Source organism: Brenneria roseae subsp. roseae (assembly GCF_003115845.1).
Taxonomy (GTDB): Bacteria; Pseudomonadota; Gammaproteobacteria; order Enterobacterales; family Enterobacteriaceae; genus Brenneria; species Brenneria roseae.
Window position 1 is genome coordinate 40205 of record NZ_KZ819029.1, and the last position, 16484, is coordinate 56688.

At 52.1% G+C, this 16484-nt stretch carries 16 protein-coding genes and 1 pseudogene; 1 reads left to right on the forward strand and 16 read right to left on the reverse strand.

Features of this window, described 5'->3' with window-relative positions; all coding sequences use genetic code 11:
- Position 1 precedes the first annotated feature (1 nt).
- The 10 genes and pseudogenes from tssE to DDT52_RS12145 form a co-directional block, all read right to left on the reverse strand.
- A complete protein-coding gene (gene tssE, locus DDT52_RS12100) occupies positions 2-433 on the reverse strand; it encodes a type VI secretion system baseplate subunit TssE (RefSeq protein ID WP_109053546.1) in 432 nt (143 codons plus the stop codon).
- Between the two features lie 5 nt (positions 434-438).
- Complete coding sequence (tssC, locus tag DDT52_RS12105) at positions 439-1917, reverse strand: type VI secretion system contractile sheath large subunit (RefSeq protein ID WP_109053547.1); 1479 nt, start codon at positions 1915-1917, stop codon at positions 439-441.
- Positions 1918-1949: 32 nt separating this feature from the next.
- Positions 1950-2453, reverse strand: coding sequence for a type VI secretion system contractile sheath small subunit (gene tssB, locus DDT52_RS12110; protein WP_136156589.1), 504 nt, complete (start codon positions 2451-2453; stop codon positions 1950-1952).
- 815 nt (positions 2454-3268) lie between these two features.
- A pseudogene (locus DDT52_RS12115) lies at positions 3269-3437 on the reverse strand (anion permease); the annotation flags it as partial.
- A gap of 124 nt (positions 3438-3561) precedes the next feature.
- A complete protein-coding gene (locus tag DDT52_RS12120; protein ID WP_136156590.1) occupies positions 3562-4425 on the reverse strand; it encodes a ribokinase in 864 nt (287 codons plus the stop codon).
- A gap of 1 nt (position 4426) precedes the next feature.
- Positions 4427-5284, reverse strand: coding sequence for a MurR/RpiR family transcriptional regulator (locus DDT52_RS12125; protein WP_136156591.1), 858 nt, complete (start codon positions 5282-5284; stop codon positions 4427-4429).
- Entirely contained in the window at positions 5284-6255 is a 972-nt protein-coding gene (locus tag DDT52_RS12130) for an ABC transporter permease (protein ID WP_109053555.1), read from the reverse strand. Before DDT52_RS12130 ends, DDT52_RS12125 begins: the two co-directional genes overlap by 1 nt.
- Positions 6256-6299: 44 nt before the next feature.
- The gene (locus DDT52_RS12135; protein ID WP_136156592.1) at positions 6300-7793 is read right to left on the reverse strand and encodes a sugar ABC transporter ATP-binding protein; all 1494 of its coding nucleotides are present in this window, start codon (positions 7791-7793) and stop codon (positions 6300-6302) included.
- Between the two features lie 19 nt (positions 7794-7812).
- Entirely contained in the window at positions 7813-8856 is a 1044-nt protein-coding gene (locus tag DDT52_RS12140) for a sugar ABC transporter substrate-binding protein (RefSeq protein ID WP_136156732.1), read from the reverse strand.
- A gap of 60 nt (positions 8857-8916) precedes the next feature.
- Positions 8917-9897 (reverse strand): TIM barrel protein, encoded by a 981-nt coding sequence (locus tag DDT52_RS12145; protein WP_136156593.1) that lies wholly within the window; start codon positions 9895-9897, stop codon positions 8917-8919.
- Between the two features lie 407 nt (positions 9898-10304).
- Here DDT52_RS12145 and yghU point away from each other — a divergent pair, with 407 nt between their 5' ends.
- Positions 10305-11144, forward strand: coding sequence for a glutathione-dependent disulfide-bond oxidoreductase (yghU, locus tag DDT52_RS12150; protein ID WP_136156594.1), 840 nt, complete (start codon positions 10305-10307; stop codon positions 11142-11144).
- A gap of 98 nt (positions 11145-11242) precedes the next feature.
- On the opposite strand, the gene DDT52_RS12155 is transcribed toward yghU, so the two are convergent.
- The 6 genes from DDT52_RS12155 to DDT52_RS12175 form a co-directional block, all read right to left on the reverse strand.
- Positions 11243-12217: a chemotaxis protein gene (locus DDT52_RS12155; RefSeq protein WP_136156595.1), complete on the reverse strand. Its 975-nt coding sequence runs from the start codon at positions 12215-12217 to the stop codon at positions 11243-11245.
- Between the two features lie 196 nt (positions 12218-12413).
- The gene (locus DDT52_RS21385; RefSeq protein ID WP_281728907.1) at positions 12414-12545 is read right to left on the reverse strand and encodes a hypothetical protein; all 132 of its coding nucleotides are present in this window, start codon (positions 12543-12545) and stop codon (positions 12414-12416) included.
- Complete coding sequence (locus DDT52_RS12160; RefSeq protein WP_136156596.1) at positions 12545-13495, reverse strand: oligopeptide/dipeptide ABC transporter ATP-binding protein; 951 nt, start codon at positions 13493-13495, stop codon at positions 12545-12547. The genes DDT52_RS21385 and DDT52_RS12160 overlap by 1 nt, the downstream gene beginning before the upstream one ends.
- Positions 13492-14520 (reverse strand): ABC transporter ATP-binding protein, encoded by a 1029-nt coding sequence (locus DDT52_RS12165; protein WP_136156597.1) that lies wholly within the window; start codon positions 14518-14520, stop codon positions 13492-13494. The genes DDT52_RS12160 and DDT52_RS12165 overlap by 4 nt, the downstream gene beginning before the upstream one ends.
- Before the next feature lies 1 nt (position 14521).
- Positions 14522-15433, reverse strand: coding sequence for a D,D-dipeptide ABC transporter permease (gene ddpC, locus DDT52_RS12170; RefSeq protein ID WP_136156598.1), 912 nt, complete (start codon positions 15431-15433; stop codon positions 14522-14524).
- 5 nt (positions 15434-15438) lie between these two features.
- Positions 15439-16455 carry an ABC transporter permease gene (locus DDT52_RS12175; RefSeq protein WP_136156599.1) on the reverse strand — a complete coding sequence of 339 codons (1017 nt, stop codon included), beginning with the start codon at positions 16453-16455 and terminating at the stop codon, positions 15439-15441.
- Between the last annotated feature and the right edge of the window lie 29 nt (positions 16456-16484).

Genomic DNA, 16484 nt, shown 5'->3' on the forward strand with positions numbered 1-16484 from the left:
ATCAGATCATTCTGTAGTGGCGGTGGCTATCCATGTGAATATTAAAAGAGGTGACCTGTTCCAGTTCTTCCAGCCTGACATGGGCGGTGACCTGAAACGACATCTCCATCGGATTAGACAAATAGTCCGACGCAGTAACTTCCACATGAACAATTCGAGGTTCAAAGCGACAGATACACTGCCGGATCGCCTCCCGGATTTTCCCCCGGATATCCGCACCGCCTTGCGTCGCGTCATTAAAATCAATCACGCCAAGCTCAGGTGCGCTGCGACAATTTCCAGGCCGGGTGTTGAGCACATTGTCCAGTTGACGCTTCACGGACTCGATCAGTGCCTCAACATCCTTTTCAGGGGAAGAGCGCTTCTCCTCCCCCCGGATACGATCGAACAGACTTGCCGCATTTCCCCTTTCCCAGGCAGAAAGAGACGGCATGAGTCTTATTCCTTATCCAAACGCCCTACCAGCGACAGTTCAAAGTTTGCCCCCATGTACTTGAAGTGCGGGCGCACTGACATGGTGACCTGATACCAACCTGGCTCGCCTTCCACATCCAGCACTTTAATTTGCGCAGCACGCAGAGGACGACGGCTACGCACATCCGCCGGCGGATTTTCCTGATCGGCAATGTACTGTTTAATCCAGGTATTCAACTCACGCTCAAGATCCTGACGCTCTTTCCACGCGCCAATCTGCTCACGTTGCAACACCTTGATGTAGTGAGCCAGACGGTTGATGATGAACATGTACGGCAGTTGAGTTCCCAGCTTGTAGTTGGTTTCCGCCTCTTTTCCCTCTTTGGTGTTCGGAAACACTTTGGGCTTCTGCACTGAGTTGGCAGAGAAGAAGGCGGCATTGTCACTGTCTTTACGCATCGTCAACGTGATAAAGCCTTCTTCGGCCATTTCATATTCACGACGATCGGTAATCAGCACTTCCGTCGGGATCTTGGCCTGAAGTTGCCCCATGGCTTCATAAACATGCACAGGCAAATCCGTGATTGCGCCGCCGCTTTGCGGGCCGATAATGTTCGGACACCAGCGGTATTTGGCGAAGCTGTCCGTCAACGCCGACCCCATCAGATAGGCGGTGTTTCCCCACAGATAATGCTCATGATTGGAACTGATATCTTCTTTGTAATTAAAGCCTTTAATCGGATTTTCAACCGGGTCATAAGGCAGGCGCGCCAAAAACCGCGGCGCAGTCAGCCCCAGATAACGGGCATCGCCAGACTCACGCAGCGAACGCCATTTGGTATAGGCCGGGCCTTCAAAAACTGATTTCAGATCCTTGATGGAGGGCAGATCGGTGAAGCTATCGACGCCGAAAAAGGTTGGCGCAACGGAAGAAATAAACGGCGCGTGGGCCATGGCGCCAACCGCGCTGACATACTGCATCAGTTTGATATCCGGCGAACTTTGCGTCATGGCATAATCACCGATTACGCCACCGATTGGCTGGCCGCCGAATTGGCCGTAGCCGCTGGAGTAAACGTGTTTATAGAAACCGGACTGCGTGATTTCCGGTGCAAACTCAAAATCTTCCAACAGTTCTTCTTTGGTCGCGTGCAACACCAGCAGTTTGATGTTTTCACGAAAATCGGTGCGGTCGACCAGCAGTTTTAACGAACGCCAGGAAGACTCCAGATCCTGGAGTTCTTTCGCATGCAGAATCATGTCGACCTGCTTGCTGAGTTTCTTGTCCAGTTCGACGATCATGCTGTCGACCAGCGCTTTATTCACCGGTTCCGCCGCATTGCCACTGTCAAGGATGTTGGCAACCAGCGCGGCAATACCCTGCTTGGCAACGCTATACCCTTCATCAACCGGCGTAATACGCGCCTGAGCCATAATTTCATCAAGCAGCGAACCAGAGGCGCTGGTCGCCCCTGCCTGGGCCTGTTCTTCAACTATTGACATATTCGTTTCCCTATCTCGTCAATAAACATCACTTATTCGGCGGGTTTTACCAGATCCAACTCTTTAAGCAGTTGCTCTCTGGCTTCTTCGCTGGACAACAGGTCCTGCAAACGATTACGGAAGGAGGGGATATTGCCGAGGGGCCCTTTCAGGGCAACCAGCGCTTCGCGTAGCTCCAGCAATTTACGCAATTCGGGGACTTGCTGGGCAACGCGATCGGGGGAGAAATCATTCAGAGAAGAAATACTCAGTTTCACCGGCAGATCGTCCTGAGAGTCCTCTTCAAGACGGTTCGGGACACTGAAATTCAGTTCCAGATTTGCCTCTTTCATCACCGAGGTAAAATTGTTCTTATCGATCGATACCGTCTGGCGTTCCTCGATCGGAGTTTCCTCTGTGCGCCCCTTCATATTTCCCACAACCATCAACGTCAACGGCAATTCTATTTCTGCCTGCTGACCACCAGTGGCCGGGACATATTTGATATTAATACGTTCCTTTGGTGCGACAGATGCACCGTCAGTTCCATTTGCCATATGTCTATACCAACGTAAGGGCACTCGGGCCCGGGGAAGTAAAAGTCGACTCCTGCCAAATACCCGCCATAATCCATAAAATGGCCGGCTATCCGACAAGCAAATAGGCTATTTGCTTTTCGACCCGCGAGATGAAATAAATAAAAACCGCATTAACAAAGAAAGAAAAAAAATCATATTCGAAATGTGAATGTATGACTTTAACGGCGAAAAAATCGCCTTCCAAAGTCTTTCAATACATTTATTTTCCGGGATTGGATCATACACACAACACAAATCAGCGGTCAACGCCTATATAGAAGAGCATGTAAAAAGAACAGTTAATTAATTAAATCATCTAAAAACAATAAGTTAAAAAAACAACTTCTACAGAATCAATTGAAAAAACCGGTAAAAACCACAAATAATCATTCAGTTTCAATTAAAGGAAAAACGATATGTTTTATGCCTTTTAATTTCATTGGGAATGAAATAGTTAATTATCTAATTAAAATCAGAATCAAAAACCATGATTAAATTTAATTTATCATAACGATTTCATCCTATTTTTTTACTTTACACAGAACAATTCACTGCGTCATAAATAAAATAACCTTACCCATAAAATGCAAATATTAGATAGTTTGGCAATTATTTAACTCTTAATTAAAATTACCAGATTTTTATTCTACGAAAGGTCATAAAACCATCGAATAGTAAAGAGTAATGACATTGATTTTCTCGCTACACTTAACGGCAAGAACAGAGGCGTATTTTCATGAACAGGATCGCAGCTGCGGCCCTGTTCGTCTGTCTCGTTCTTCACCCCGCGTTCGTTAATGAAGCACCAGCGGCATCCATAGCAGACCGGTCGCAATCAGCAGCAGTAAAAAGGCGCCGCCGAAAATCGCGCCCAGCCGCCAGTAATCGGCGGTCGGTAAATAAGCTCAGCAGCGGAATCTCAGGTAACGCCAGCGCGGCGGCAATCATCATGGGCGCCGAGGCAGGGACGCTTTACCGCTGAATATCCGCCTGAGGAAACTGCGCGCCAGCCTGGGAAAACCGTTCACCCCGGGATTCCGGCCGTTCTCCTGATTGGCCAGAACCCGGTCAACGGAGCAACAAGAAATCAGCAGGCCTTGCGCGATACGTGTTCTGCGGCAGCCAGGTTGGCATCAGCCACTGACTGCGCCAAGCTCCGCCCCTGCAACAAAGAGGTACACAGCATCCCCATAAAGCAATCTCCGGCGCCATGAGTGCTAACCAACTCAATTTTCTTCGCCGGCAAGGATTGGCTGGATTGCCCGGTTTCACAAAACGCAACCCCATGTTCGCCAGCGGTGACCACCACCGCCGGATAGGTACGACTCAGGATCTCCGCCGCGGAGCAGGCATCTTGCAAATTCAGGACCGCGACACCGCTGAGGTCCCGAGCCTCTATCGCGTTAACCACCAGTAAATTGACACACGATTGCATTGACGCGCCGAGTTTACGTGCAGGCGCCGCATTGAGGCATACGGTAACGCCCCGCCGCTTGGCTTGCGTTGCCGCTTGCAGGTTAGCCGCTTCCGGTATTTCATTTTGTAGCAGCAACATGTTTACCTGCCGCCACAGGTTATCATCGCTAAACTGCTGAGGTTCAATATGGTTGTTGGCATTGGAGACGACCACGGCGCCGTAGTCGCCTTGCGCGTCCATCAGCGCCACGCTGATGCCGGAGGGAACCGCGTCCGTCACCGCGACATAACGGGTATCAATGCCATGCTCGTTCAGCACCGCACGTAAAAAATGCCCTTGATCATCCGCGCCAACCACGCCGGCAAAACTCACCCGCGCTCCCGCCCTGGCCGCTGACACCGCCTGATTGCCGCCTTTACCGCCAAATTTATATGAACAGTTGCTGCCGATAACCGTTTCGCCTTTTTCCGGACGATGATCCGCCTGAATCATGATGTCGTAATGGAGGCTGCCAGTGACTAAAATTTTACCCATGCTAGTATTCTCGTAGGTTCTGGACCGCCTGCTGGGTTTTCATCAGATTCTTTTCCGCTGTTTTCAGATCTTTTTGCGCAATCGCCACAAACAATGCATCCAGTATATTTAACTGAGCAATACGTGACGCGGCATTTTCCCCAAGCAAATGCGATCCCTGAGAGGTTGAATTGAGAACCACATGCGCATTACGCGCAATAGGCGACTCGGCATAATTGGTGATGGCAATCACTTTGGTGCCATTGCGCGCAGCGAGTTTGATGGGATCATTCACTGCCCGGGTAGCACCGGAATGGCTAATAGCGACTACCGCATCATCATCCGATAAGACCGCTGCTGACATCAGCATAATATGGGCATCATCGTAGACCGTCGTTTTTATCCCGATTTTAAGGAGCTTGTGCGACAGGTCCCGGGCGACGGTCGCGGAACCGCCGACTGCATATAAATCGATGTGTCTGGCTTTAAAAAGAATATCAGCAGCACGGTTAAATTCAGAAATATCAATAATAGACCGGGTTTCTTCTATGGCCTGTATTGACGTTCTGAAAACCTTTTCAAGTAATTTCTCCGACGAGTCATCCGGCTCAATTTCAGCATGAAGGTTTGCCACTTCAGAATAGTTGTAATAAATCAAACTACTTCTGAAATCCCGAAAACCAGAAAAATTAAGTTTTTTAGCCAACTTTACGACCATTGCCTCAGAAACATTATTTTCCAGCGCAATTTCTTTTAATGAAGTCTGCTCGGAAAAATCCGTTTTGGACGTAATAGAATCGACAACTTTCCTTTCCAGTGGCGTCAGGTGTGGCAATCTCATGCGAATTTTTGCGCCTATTGCTCGCGGATCTTGATTCATTACTTGCCTCGCGTCGCTCTGTCAATCAACATCGCTATGATAATAATAAGGCCAGTAGCAAGCAATTGATAAAACGCCTGAATATTCAGAAGTGTCAATCCGTTACGCAAGGATCCCAAAATAACGGCGCCAATCAGGGTGCCAATCACACTGCCTTTTCCCCCCATTAAAGAAGCCCCGCCAATAGCGGCCGCGGCGATGGCATCCAGTTCCCATAAATTGCCCATGGTCGGCTCGGCGGCGCCCAGCCGGCCAATCAGAATAAGAGAAGCCAGAGACGCTAACATGCCTGAAATAACAAATACGGTGACTTTGGTTCTTTTTACTGGCACGCCAGCGACGCGCGCAGCTTCTTCATTACCACCAACGGCGAGAATGTATTCTCCCAGCGGGGTCTTATTCATTACGACCCAGAGGACCAGCGCAATAGTAATCACAATGACAATCGGGATCGGAACACCGAATAACCCGCTGTTGATAATATTGCGAAACTCCATCGGTATGCCAAATATAGGATTGCCATTGGTAAAAATCAGCGCCAGCGCCCGAAACAGCGATAAACCGCCCAACGTGACGATAAAGGGCTGTAATCCGGCATACGCCACCAGCGTGCCGCTGAATACGCCGCAGAGCGCACCGACACCCAGAGTCGCCATTACGGCAAGAGGAACGGGAACGCCAGATACCATCAGCGTCGCCCCCAGCACCGCCGATAATGCCGCCGTCGGTCCGACAGAAAGATCAATACCGCCGGAAATAATGACCAGCGTCATCCCGAGGGCAATAATGCCGTTAATCGACGACTGTTGTAATATGTTCAACAGATTAGGGACGGTCATAAATACCGGAGAGAGAAAAGAAAACGTGACCACAATAATTAATAAACCAATAAGCGTCCCGGCATCACGCACATTGAACTTAAATAACGCAGAAAGCGGCATTTTCGACTGAGCATTATCTTGAGTCATCATAATAATGGCCTTAAAAAATATTTGTAGGTGACAGATCCTGTTTTTTAATCCAGATCGCTTATCGCATAGCGCGCGATATTTTCCTCAGTGATATCATCGCCTTTTAGTTCCCGGGTAATTTTTCCCTCACGCATAACCAGCACTCTGTCTGAGATACGAATAATTTCCGGCATTTCAGAGGAAACCACGACAATGGCTTTCCCCTGTTGCGCCAGTTTTTCTATCAAATTATAAATTTCAGATTTGGCGCCAATATCAATTCCCCGGGTCGGTTCATCAAAAAGAAAAACTTTATTATCTGCCGCAACCCAGCGGCCAATAATAACTTTCTGCTGATTGCCGCCGCTTAATGTCCCCACCGGTTTTTCAATATTCAGCGGACGCAGCCTCAGTTCGGTCATGACATCCAGCGCGATCTGATTAAGCTTTATTTTTTTAATTAGTCCGTAACGGGTAAATTTCCCCATGGAAGGCAGCGCTAAATTCATTTTTACCGCTCGCTCTTTAATAATGCCCTCTTTTTTACGATCCTCCGGAACCAGCCCGATCCCCGCGCGGATAGCGGCGCTGACATTGTGATTTTTAACCGCCACGCCCTCAACCAGGATATTGCCGCTGGTTTTGGCATCAATACCGGCGATCAGCTTCAGCAATTCGGTGCGTCCTGCTCCCACCAGGCCGGCAATGCCAAGCACTTCCCCGGCTTTTACGCTGAAGCTGGCCGAACGCACGGCGCCATCGCGTCCCAGGTCTTCGACGCGCAACACTTCCCGATCGGAGGCAAAGGACTGATGCCGCACTTTTTCAATCTTGCGCCCCACCATTTTGGTAACGATGGTCTCTTCCGTTTCGTCGCAGATATTCACCACGCCGACCTGTTTACCATCGCGCAGGATGGTTGCGCGATCGCAGACTTTAAAAATTTCATTTATCTTATGAGAGACATAAATCAACGATACATTCATCGATTTCAGATCGGAAATCAGCTCCGCCAACCGTTCGAACTCCGTTGGCGTCAGGCTGGATGTCGGCTCATCCATCGCAATAATTTTTGCCTCGTCAAGCAGCGCCCGGGCAATCTCCACGATCTGTTGCTGGGACACCTTTAGATTTTTGATCGGCTCATTGGGATTAATCGTCGGATCCAGACGCCGGAGTATGGACATTGCCCGGCGGTACTGCGCATTTTTATCGACAAATATCCCGTTGAATTTTGTCAATGGTCTGCCGAGAAACATATTCTGAGCGACGGAAAGTTCAGGAACATGTTGCAACTCCTGATGGATCATGGCGATACCGGCATGACGCGCGGAGAGCGGATTTTTCATCTGAATTATCTGCCCTTCCACCAGAATTTCACCGGAATCCGCAGCCCGCACGCCAGACAGGATATTCAACAGCGTCGATTTCCCGGCGCCATTTTCACCAATCAGAGCATGCACTTCGCCGTGCTTCAGCGAGAAATCCACATTCTGAACCGCAGCCACGCCGCCATAGCTTTTGTTAATACCGCGCATCGTCAAACAGTACTGTGCCATAAACTCTCCGTCGCCTGACTTAGTTATGCTGTTCCAGCAGCTGACGTAATTTCTCATTGTCTTGCACCGAGAACGCATCAGCATTGTCTTTGGTGATTAGCGCCTGCGGCGTGGACACCACGCGTGACAGTTTCTGACCGTTGATCAGGCGAATCATCACTTCCATCGCCACTTCGCCGGTCAACACGGGAAAGCTGTCCACCGTACCGGTCAGTTCGCCGCGTTTAATGGAGGCATAGGCATCGGAAATGCCATCGGTTCCGAACACCGCTACCTGGGCTGATTTCCCTACAGAGCGAACCGCTTCAACCACGCCCAGCGCCATGCCGTCATTGTTGGCGTAGAAACCCACCAAGTCAGGGTGTTGCTGCAAAACCGTGGCGGCAGCGTTGTAGGCATTTTCGCGACTCCAGTTGGCCGGGATACTGGCGACCACGTTAAATTTACCGTTTGCTTCGATGGTTTCACGGAATCCCAACGTGCGTTGCGCCGCCGCATACACGCCCGGCTGACCTTCAATCACCGCGACCTTGCCGCCCTCCGGATGCTTGTTGATAAACCAGTTCGCCACCCGGACACCGTTATCTTTCTGCACGTTCCCCACGTAATAGGCAGCATTAGGCATCACGGCATCATTCACGTTAACGACAGGAATCCCTTTGCTTTTGGCGACTTCATAGGCGGGTTGCAAATTGGCGTCGGTTTGCGGTGAGACAAGCAGACCGTTAAACCCCTGTGAGATTAACGTTTCAGCGATAGACAACTGCCCTAACTGATCGTCTTCATTGGCGGCAGCCTGATAGGCCAGAGTGAAGCCATATTTATCCGCCGTATTTTGGTAGCCCTTGCCAAGCGATCGCCAGTATTCGTTGGTCAACGTTTTGGATACGCCGCCGATTTTGAGCTTGCTATCGACAGCCGGCAGCGGGCCGTATTTTGCGGTGAGCTGCGTCCAGTCAGTACGGTCCGGCTCGGTATCTGATTGCAATGGAGGTAAATCAGCTGCGTAAACACTGGTACAAAACAGGGCGGATGCGAGTACAGAGAGTAATTTTTTTTTCATCATCTAACCTTCGTGTTGTTTTAGTGGATGTCACAGCGACGTTCGCAATGACCAGTCGCTTTATTGAGCCAGCATAATGTCGTTGACAATTTGCTGTGAGGCGACGGCATCCTGCCTGCCGATCGCACCGATCAGCGCCGGGGTGTTATCAAGTTTTTCACACAGTTTCAGTAAACGGGTGACGGTCGCGATATTGGTTTCGGCTTCACGCACCGGATCCAGACCACTGGCGTCAGGAAAGGTATCGAAGTAATAAGCGCCCTGATAACCATCGCGTTTCATCTGCCACAGGAACTCCAGCGTGGCGCGCGGATTTACCGATGCCACCATCAGACCGTCATCACGCTTACCCCAGCCATCGTTAAGGTCAAGTCCGAGCAAGCGTGAGCGACGCGCTACCATTGCGGCCGAGTAAGCAGGGATTTCATTGGCAAACAGCACATGCGCAAAATCAAGAGTAATGCCTAAATTCGGGCAACCCGCCTCTTCCACCGCCAGCAGGCAGGTCGTGACATTCGGGAAAATACTGTAAGCGCGCGGTTCATTGGGTTTGTATTCAATGCTGATATCAACATCTGGCGCATAATCGGCGATTTCGCGCACCGCGCTGATCGCGTCTTCCCAGATCTTTTTGTAATCAGCCTGGAAACAGTAATCAAATCCATCCTGTCCCATCCACAGCGTCATCAGGCTGGCGCCGAATTCACGTCCGGCATCAATCCCACGTTTGGTTAACTCTATGGCCTGGCGGCGTATTTGGGGATCAGGGTTGGTGAATGCGCCGATCTTAAATTCCGGTGCATCCCAGCGCATTTGCATACCGTTAACCGCCAGACCGACCTCCGCGATTTTCTGACTCATTGCTTTTATGTCGTCAGTCATGTGCTGGGGATAGTTCAAATCCAAATGTGTCAACCCTTTAACCGTAGCTGCACGTTCAATCATTTGTTGTACTGAAGGCTTGCCTTTCAGTCCCGGCCAATAAAGATAGGCTCCGGAGGCAAATGAATTCAGACGCGTGGCGAATTTAAGTTCTGACATGGTATGTCCTTTATAAATTTGATCGTAATGTACTTTCCTTCTTCACTAAAATTTGTGAAGTAGTGCATTACTATCACTGGACGGATACCGGCGCAAGACTCATTGGTGGTTTTGTCATCAATTTTGCGAAGCCATTCACGAATCTTATTCCTGCACCCCGGGTAAGACCGGCTTGAACGATAAGATTGAGGCGATCGCTTTATCTACGGCAGCAAATTTCAGCGTTATTGAAGGAATAAGCGAAACAGCAAGGGGGAACGTTTGTGCTTCCTGTCATCCACTCAGCGGGTTGAACCGCCGGTGCTGACATTGACGCGCAGGGACGATATAACAAAGGGGTTCATTAACTCGGTTATGGTTTACCCAAAGTCGTATGGCGTTATTTCAAAAACAGATGGAGGTTTTAAATGGCTAATTCTCCGACCTATGTGCCCCCAAAAGTGTGGCAACCAGCGCCCTCCGGCGGTGCTTTCGCCAACATTAACCGTCCTATCGCCGGCCCGACGCACGAGAAAGAACTGCCGGTCGGCAAACATCCGCTCCAGCTTTATTCGCTGGCGACGCCTAACGGTGTGAAAGTCACCATCATGCTGGAAGAGTTGCTGGCGCTTGGACATGCGGGGGCAGAATATGATGCCTGGCTGATACGGATAAGCGAAGGAGAGCAGTTCTCCAGCGGTTTTGTCGACGTTAACCCAAACTCCAAAATCCCGGCCTTGCTGGATCAAAGTAGCGAGACGCCGATCCGCGTCTTTGAATCGGGTTCTATTCTTTTGTATCTGGCTGAAAAATTCGCTGCCTTACTGCCATCCGATCCTGCGGTACGAACCGAAACCCTGAACTGGCTTTTCTGGCAAATGGGATCTGCCCCCTATGTCGGCGGCGGATTTGGTCATTTCTATGCCTATGCGCCTGAGAAATACGAGTACCCCATCAATCGCTTTACCATGGAGACCAAACGTCAGCTGGATGTATTGAATCGCCGACTGGCCGAGCACCGTTATCTGGCGGGCGACACCTATACCATTGCCGATATTGCCGTCTGGCCCTGGTATGGCGGTCTGGTACGGAACGAGTTGTATTCAGCGGCGGAATTTCTCTCGGCTCATGAGTATAAGCACGTAATACGCTGGGCAAATGAGATTGCCGATCGTCCAGCGGTCATACGTGGCCGTAAAGTCAACCGTATCCGGGGAGAGAAAACGGAACAGGTCGCAGAGCGCCATCAGGCGTCCGATCTGGATTAATTTTCCGCCAACTGGCTCCCGGCAAATCATCGGCCTCCACCTGCATTCCGAAATCAATCAGGCAGAGGCTGATGAGAGGATATGACAATGACTTAAGGTTAATGAGACGCCTTATCCAGCACATTCTGAATGGCGGTTGCCAGTTCATTAATTTCAAACTTTGCCACATAAGCATCCGCGCCCACATTGCGAACATGATCTTCGTTCGCACTGCCAGACAGCGAAGAATGAATAATAACGGGAATATTTTTCAGGAATTCATCGCGCTTAATATTTCGCGTCAGCGTAAAACCATCCATCTCCGGCATTTCCAAATCGGTTAACACAACTCCGATTTTATCCGAAATCGGCCGGCCTTCCGCCTGTGCGTCTTGGGCCATCGCCTTGATTTTATTCCAGGCTTCCTGTCCGGTAATATGCATGCTGTAGGGAATAGACATCATATTCAGGCCCTGTTCAAGGAGCGAACGGGCGACTTTAGAGTCCTCCGCCACAATGGCAACCGCCCCCGGCGCCATCGGGAATTTTTTCGTTTCCACGTTCTCGATCTGGATATTACGATCAACCGGGATGATGTCATGCAGGATCTGTTCAACATCCAGCACCAGCGCCAGACGGTTACTCGCTTTATCATTATCAAGGCGAGCAATGCTCGTGATATATTTGCCGCTCACGCCCGCTTCGGCGGTAAGTACCTGACTCCACTCAAGACGAACGATATCGTCCACGGATTCCACAGCAAAGGCCTGGGTACTGCGCGCATATTCCGTCACAAGAAGAATATTGAGCCCGGTAGCAGGCACGCAACCCGCTACCGCAGGCAGGTCAATAACAGGAATGATTTGCCCACGAATATTCACCATGCCGAGCATGGGGGATGCCATACCTGCCGCCTTGGTCAACGAGGGCATGGGAACAATTTCGCGAAGCTTAAACACATTGATACCGAACAACTCGGATTGCTCGTCATTTAACGCAGAGGGTGCGGCTCCCAGTCGGAATAATAAGAGTTCAAACTTGTTTGCTGAAGTGAGGTTCGTCCTCTCCTCAATATCTTTTTGAAAATTATCCATGCTTTCCTCAATACGAATAATTATTGTGTGCAGTAGTAACAAGGCGGCAATCGCGATGCGATCCAATAAGGGCCGGCACCGGTTCTCTCACTGTACGCTATCCATCGCCCCCTTCAAATTTTTATCCACGCCATAAAGTATGCGTTATATATCGTCTTCCTCACCTTCCGTTCCAAATGGCGCTAGCGTTATGTCGTCAGATCCCTCCTTCAGATGATAATGGCGAATACCATTCTTTATTATCGGCAGCCTGTGACGATTTCATGACATCAGAAAGCATTAATAAATTCGGTTCGGCCCCCATGAAGCCTACACTTGCCAGCCACATCACATTCCCTCCCCCCGATGACAGCGCACTGCCACGCCAGCCGGCGTCACGCGCAACGTTTGCGGTAGCTGACACCCCTCCCCGGCGTAAGGACATCGTTCACGGAAAAAGCAGCCCTGCGGCAGATGGCGGTTGCTGGGAAGCTCGCCTTTGCGGTCTGCTTGTCCATCGTCAAGCAAGCGCCCCGCCTGAGGCACAGAATCCAGCAGCAGTTTGGTGTAAGGGTGCTGCGGTTGCGTCAGCACCTTTTCCGCTGGCCCGAGTTCGACAATCTGCCCGAGGTACATGACGGCAACCCTGTCGCTCATGTGCTTCACCACCGACACATTGTGCGAAATCAGCACAAACGTCAGATTACGCTGCCGCTGTAACTCCACCAGCAGATTAAGGATTTGTGCCTGCACCGAAATATCCAGCGCCGACGTCGGCTCATCCAGTACGATGATATCCGGCTCGGAGGACAGTGCCCGGGCGATGGAAATACGCTGGCGCTGACCACCGGAAAACTCATGCGGCAGGCGATCAAGATAGGCCTGGCGAATCCCCACCTGTTCGGCAAGCTGAGCCGCTAACTCACGCCGTTCCGCCACGCTGTTGTGTTTTTGCACATAAACCGGCTCGGTGATAATACGCCAGACGGGCAGACGAGGATCGAGCGAAGATTGCGGATCCTGAAAAACCATCTGCATACCGGAACCAAACCAGGAGCCCGCCAGACGGGCCCGGATCAGTTCGCCGCTGCTTGGCTTCTGCAAGCCCATCAGTAGTTGGGCCAGCGTGCTTTTGCCACAGCCGGATTCCCCGACGATGCCCAGCGTTTCACCACGCATAATATTCAGATCGAGGCCGTTCAACGCATGCACGTAGCTTTTCGGTTTTCCCCGCCAGTTATAGCCGACGGGAAAACGGACTCTGACGTCCTGTAATTCCATTAACGTTTCTCTAATCATCTCATCGGCTCCGGTTCGGCCAGTTGCGGATGCCAGCAGGCAATCTGTTGACCTCTGCGCGATGCAAGCGGCATTAGCGACGGCGACGACATGCACCGGGCATCGGCGTGCGCGCAACGTTCACGAAAAGCGCATCCCTGCGGTAGTTTCGCCAGGTTGGGCACCGTTCCGGGAATAGCTTTCAGCAAACTACGCGGTTCGGCATTTTCTGGCGCGGCCTGTAGCAGGCCGATGGAATAGGGATGCGCCGGATGCGCAATCACATCATCGGTGGTCCCGCTTTCGATCACCTGCCCCGCATACATCACATAAACCCGATCGCACAATTGCGCCACCACCGCCATATCATGGGTGATGAACAGTACGGCGGTGCCGCTGGCGCGAGCCTTCCGTTGCAGCAGACGCAGCACCTGACGCTGTACGGTGACATCCAGCGCGGTGGTCGGCTCATCAGCAATGATCAACTCCGGCTCGCAGGAAAACGCCATGGCAATCAGCACGCGCTGACGCATACCGCCCGACAGTTCGAAGGGATAGCGATTCATCACCTGTTCGGCATCCGCTATCTGCATTTCATTCAGCAGCGCTATCGCTTTGCTACGCGCCTGCCCGGCATTCAACGACTGGTGGAGGCGGAGAATTTCCACCATCTGCCGACCGATTTTACGTGTCGGATTGAGGGCATTCATCGGCTCCTGAAAGATCATCGCCACGCGTGAACCGCGCAGGTTACGCATCGCCTTCTCGCTCGCCCTGACCACATCCGTTCCCAGCATGTTCAGGCTTCCGCCAGTGATCACAAACCCATCCGGCGGCAGCAATCGCATCGCCATCATCGCCGTAACGGATTTCCCCGAGCCCGATTCCCCCACCACACCCACGATTTCCCCGGCATTGACGCTGAGCGAAACCTGATTAAGGGCTTTTACTTCACCGCCATAAACAGGAAACACCAGTTGCAGATTGTCGATATCCAGTACCGGCGGTGGTGACGAAACATCGGAAATTACGCTGTCAGTCTGCATATCAACGCCCCTTTCCTTTAGGATCCAGCAGGTCACGCAGACCATCGCCAAACAGATTAAAACCGGTTGCCGTAATCAGAATGGCCATTCCCGGAAACGCGGAGTACCACCACTGGTCGAGAATATAGTTACGTCCATTGGCCACCATCGCGCCCCATTCCGCGGTCGGCTGCTGCGCGCCGAGTCCGATAAAGCCGAGCGTTGCCGCCATCAGTATCGACGTACCGATATCCAACGACGCCTGCACCACCAGCGGCGGCAAAACGTTGCGCAGCACATGCCAGCTAATCAGGTGCCAACGTGACGCGCCGAACGTGCGCGTGGCCTGCATATAAGCCTGATGGCGCAGCATCAACGTTTGACCGCGCGCCAACCGCACATAGAAAGGAATACGCACCACCGCAATGGCCAGCATGGCATTAAACAGGCTGGGACCGAGCGCCGCCGCCAGCGCCATGGTCAGCACCAGCGAAGGCACCGATAGCACGATGTCCATACAGCGCATAATCAGCGCATCCACCAGACCGCCCATCACGCCGGAAAAACAACCAAGCAGCGAGCCGATGGCTCCCGCCAGTACCACCACTGCGACACCGGCCGTCACCGACTGCTGACTGCCAATCAACACGCGGCTGAAAATATCGCGCCCCACCTCGTCAGTACCAAACCAGTGCAGCGCAGAAGGCGCCTGCAACCGGGCGGTCAGGTCAATCGCATTCGGGTCATACGGCACCAGCCACGGCGAGAACACCATCAGCAGCGTAACGATAAGCATGATGGCTGAGCCAACCAGCGTCAGCGGGCTGCGGCTGAGCAGATAAAAGGTCCGCCGCCAGTTGGCAAATCGCGAGGTCGTCTCCGGAGGAGAGCCGTTTAATCCACCGTTCTCCATCCCATTTTCCAGCAAAGACATTTCTTTTACCCCTCACGTCCGATACGCGGGTCAATCCACACGTAGAGCAAATCCACCAGCAGATTGACGATCACATAGGCAAACGACACCACGACCGCAAACCCCATCACCGCCGGGAAATCCAGCGCCTGGATCGAGTTCACCACATAGGCCCCCATGCCCGGCCAGGCAAAAACCGTTTCCGTCAGTACCGCGCCATAGAGCAAGTCCCCCAGCGCCAGACCGAGCACGGTAATCGACGGTATCAACGCATTGGGCAGCGCATGGCACAGGATCACCCGCCAGTGCGACAGGCCGTTCGCCCGCGCGGTGCGGATATAGTCTTCCCCCATCTGTTCCAGCATCGCCGAACGGATTTGCCGGGCAACGATCCCCAGGTGTACAAAAGCCAGCGTCAACGCGGGCATCACCAGATGCTGGAAACCGTTCCAGAATGCTTCGCTATTACCCGTCAGCAGTGAATCGAGCAGATAAAAACCGGTGATGTGCGTCGGCGGGTCCACCCAGTCATCCAGCCGTCCGCCGCCGGGCAGTACATTCATCTGGCCGTAAAACAGAATAATCACGCCCAGTCCCAGCCAGAATGCCGGCGTGGAGATCCCCACCACCGAGAGCAGACGGACCAGATGGTCAGGAAATTTATTGCGGTATACCGCGGACAACACGCCCAGCGGCACGCCCAGAACGATGGCCAGCAACAGCGCGCTCAACGCCAGTTCCAGCGTTGCCGGAAAGAACGCTTTCAGGTCTTCAAGCACGGGACGTCCGGTACGGATCGAGGTGCCCAAATCGCCATGCAGCAAATCGGTCACATAGCGGTAAAACTGTACGTACAGCGGCTGATCCAGCCCCAGTTGCCGCCGGATGTGCTGCACGATCTCCTCGCTCGCGCGATTGCCCGCCAGCAAACTCGCCGGATCGCCGGGGATCATGTGCGAGATGATGAACGTAATGACACATACGCCGATCATCACCAGCACCAGTCCCCAGCAGCGCTGGCGAATAATGGTCCAGAAAGTCATACACGTCCCCTGACCGGCCGACAGCGCAT

What these genes read in the sequence shown, in the direction of transcription:
- DDT52_RS12120 (WP_136156590.1), bottom strand. Translation starts at nt 4,425, where the DNA reads ATGGGTAAAATTTTAGTCACTGGCAGCCTCCATTACGACATCATGATT.
- DDT52_RS21385 (WP_281728907.1), bottom strand. Translation starts at nt 12,545, where the DNA reads ATGTGGCTGGCAAGTGTAGGCTTCATGGGGGCCGAACCGAATTTATTA.
- DDT52_RS12130 (WP_109053555.1), bottom strand. Translation starts at nt 6,255, where the DNA reads ATGATGACTCAAGATAATGCTCAGTCGAAAATGCCGCTTTCTGCGTTA.
- yghU (WP_136156594.1), top strand. Translation starts at nt 10,305, where the DNA reads ATGGCTAATTCTCCGACCTATGTGCCCCCAAAAGTGTGGCAACCAGCG.
- tssE (WP_109053546.1), bottom strand. Translation starts at nt 433, where the DNA reads ATGCCGTCTCTTTCTGCCTGGGAAAGGGGAAATGCGGCAAGTCTGTTC.
- DDT52_RS12175 (WP_136156599.1), bottom strand. Translation starts at nt 16,455, where the DNA reads ATGACTTTCTGGACCATTATTCGCCAGCGCTGCTGGGGACTGGTGCTG.
- DDT52_RS12160 (WP_136156596.1), bottom strand. Translation starts at nt 13,495, where the DNA reads ATGATTAGAGAAACGTTAATGGAATTACAGGACGTCAGAGTCCGTTTT.
- tssB (WP_136156589.1), bottom strand. Translation starts at nt 2,453, where the DNA reads ATGGCAAATGGAACTGACGGTGCATCTGTCGCACCAAAGGAACGTATT.
- DDT52_RS12135 (WP_136156592.1), bottom strand. Translation starts at nt 7,793, where the DNA reads ATGGCACAGTACTGTTTGACGATGCGCGGTATTAACAAAAGCTATGGC.
- tssC (WP_109053547.1), bottom strand. Translation starts at nt 1,917, where the DNA reads ATGTCAATAGTTGAAGAACAGGCCCAGGCAGGGGCGACCAGCGCCTCT.
- DDT52_RS12165 (WP_136156597.1), bottom strand. Translation starts at nt 14,520, where the DNA reads ATGCAGACTGACAGCGTAATTTCCGATGTTTCGTCACCACCGCCGGTA.
- ddpC (WP_136156598.1), bottom strand. Translation starts at nt 15,433, where the DNA reads ATGTCTTTGCTGGAAAATGGGATGGAGAACGGTGGATTAAACGGCTCT.
- DDT52_RS12155 (WP_136156595.1), bottom strand. Translation starts at nt 12,217, where the DNA reads ATGGATAATTTTCAAAAAGATATTGAGGAGAGGACGAACCTCACTTCA.
- DDT52_RS12145 (WP_136156593.1), bottom strand. Translation starts at nt 9,897, where the DNA reads ATGTCAGAACTTAAATTCGCCACGCGTCTGAATTCATTTGCCTCCGGA.
- DDT52_RS12125 (WP_136156591.1), bottom strand. Translation starts at nt 5,284, where the DNA reads ATGAATCAAGATCCGCGAGCAATAGGCGCAAAAATTCGCATGAGATTG.
- DDT52_RS12140 (WP_136156732.1), bottom strand. Translation starts at nt 8,856, where the DNA reads ATGAAAAAAAAATTACTCTCTGTACTCGCATCCGCCCTGTTTTGTACC.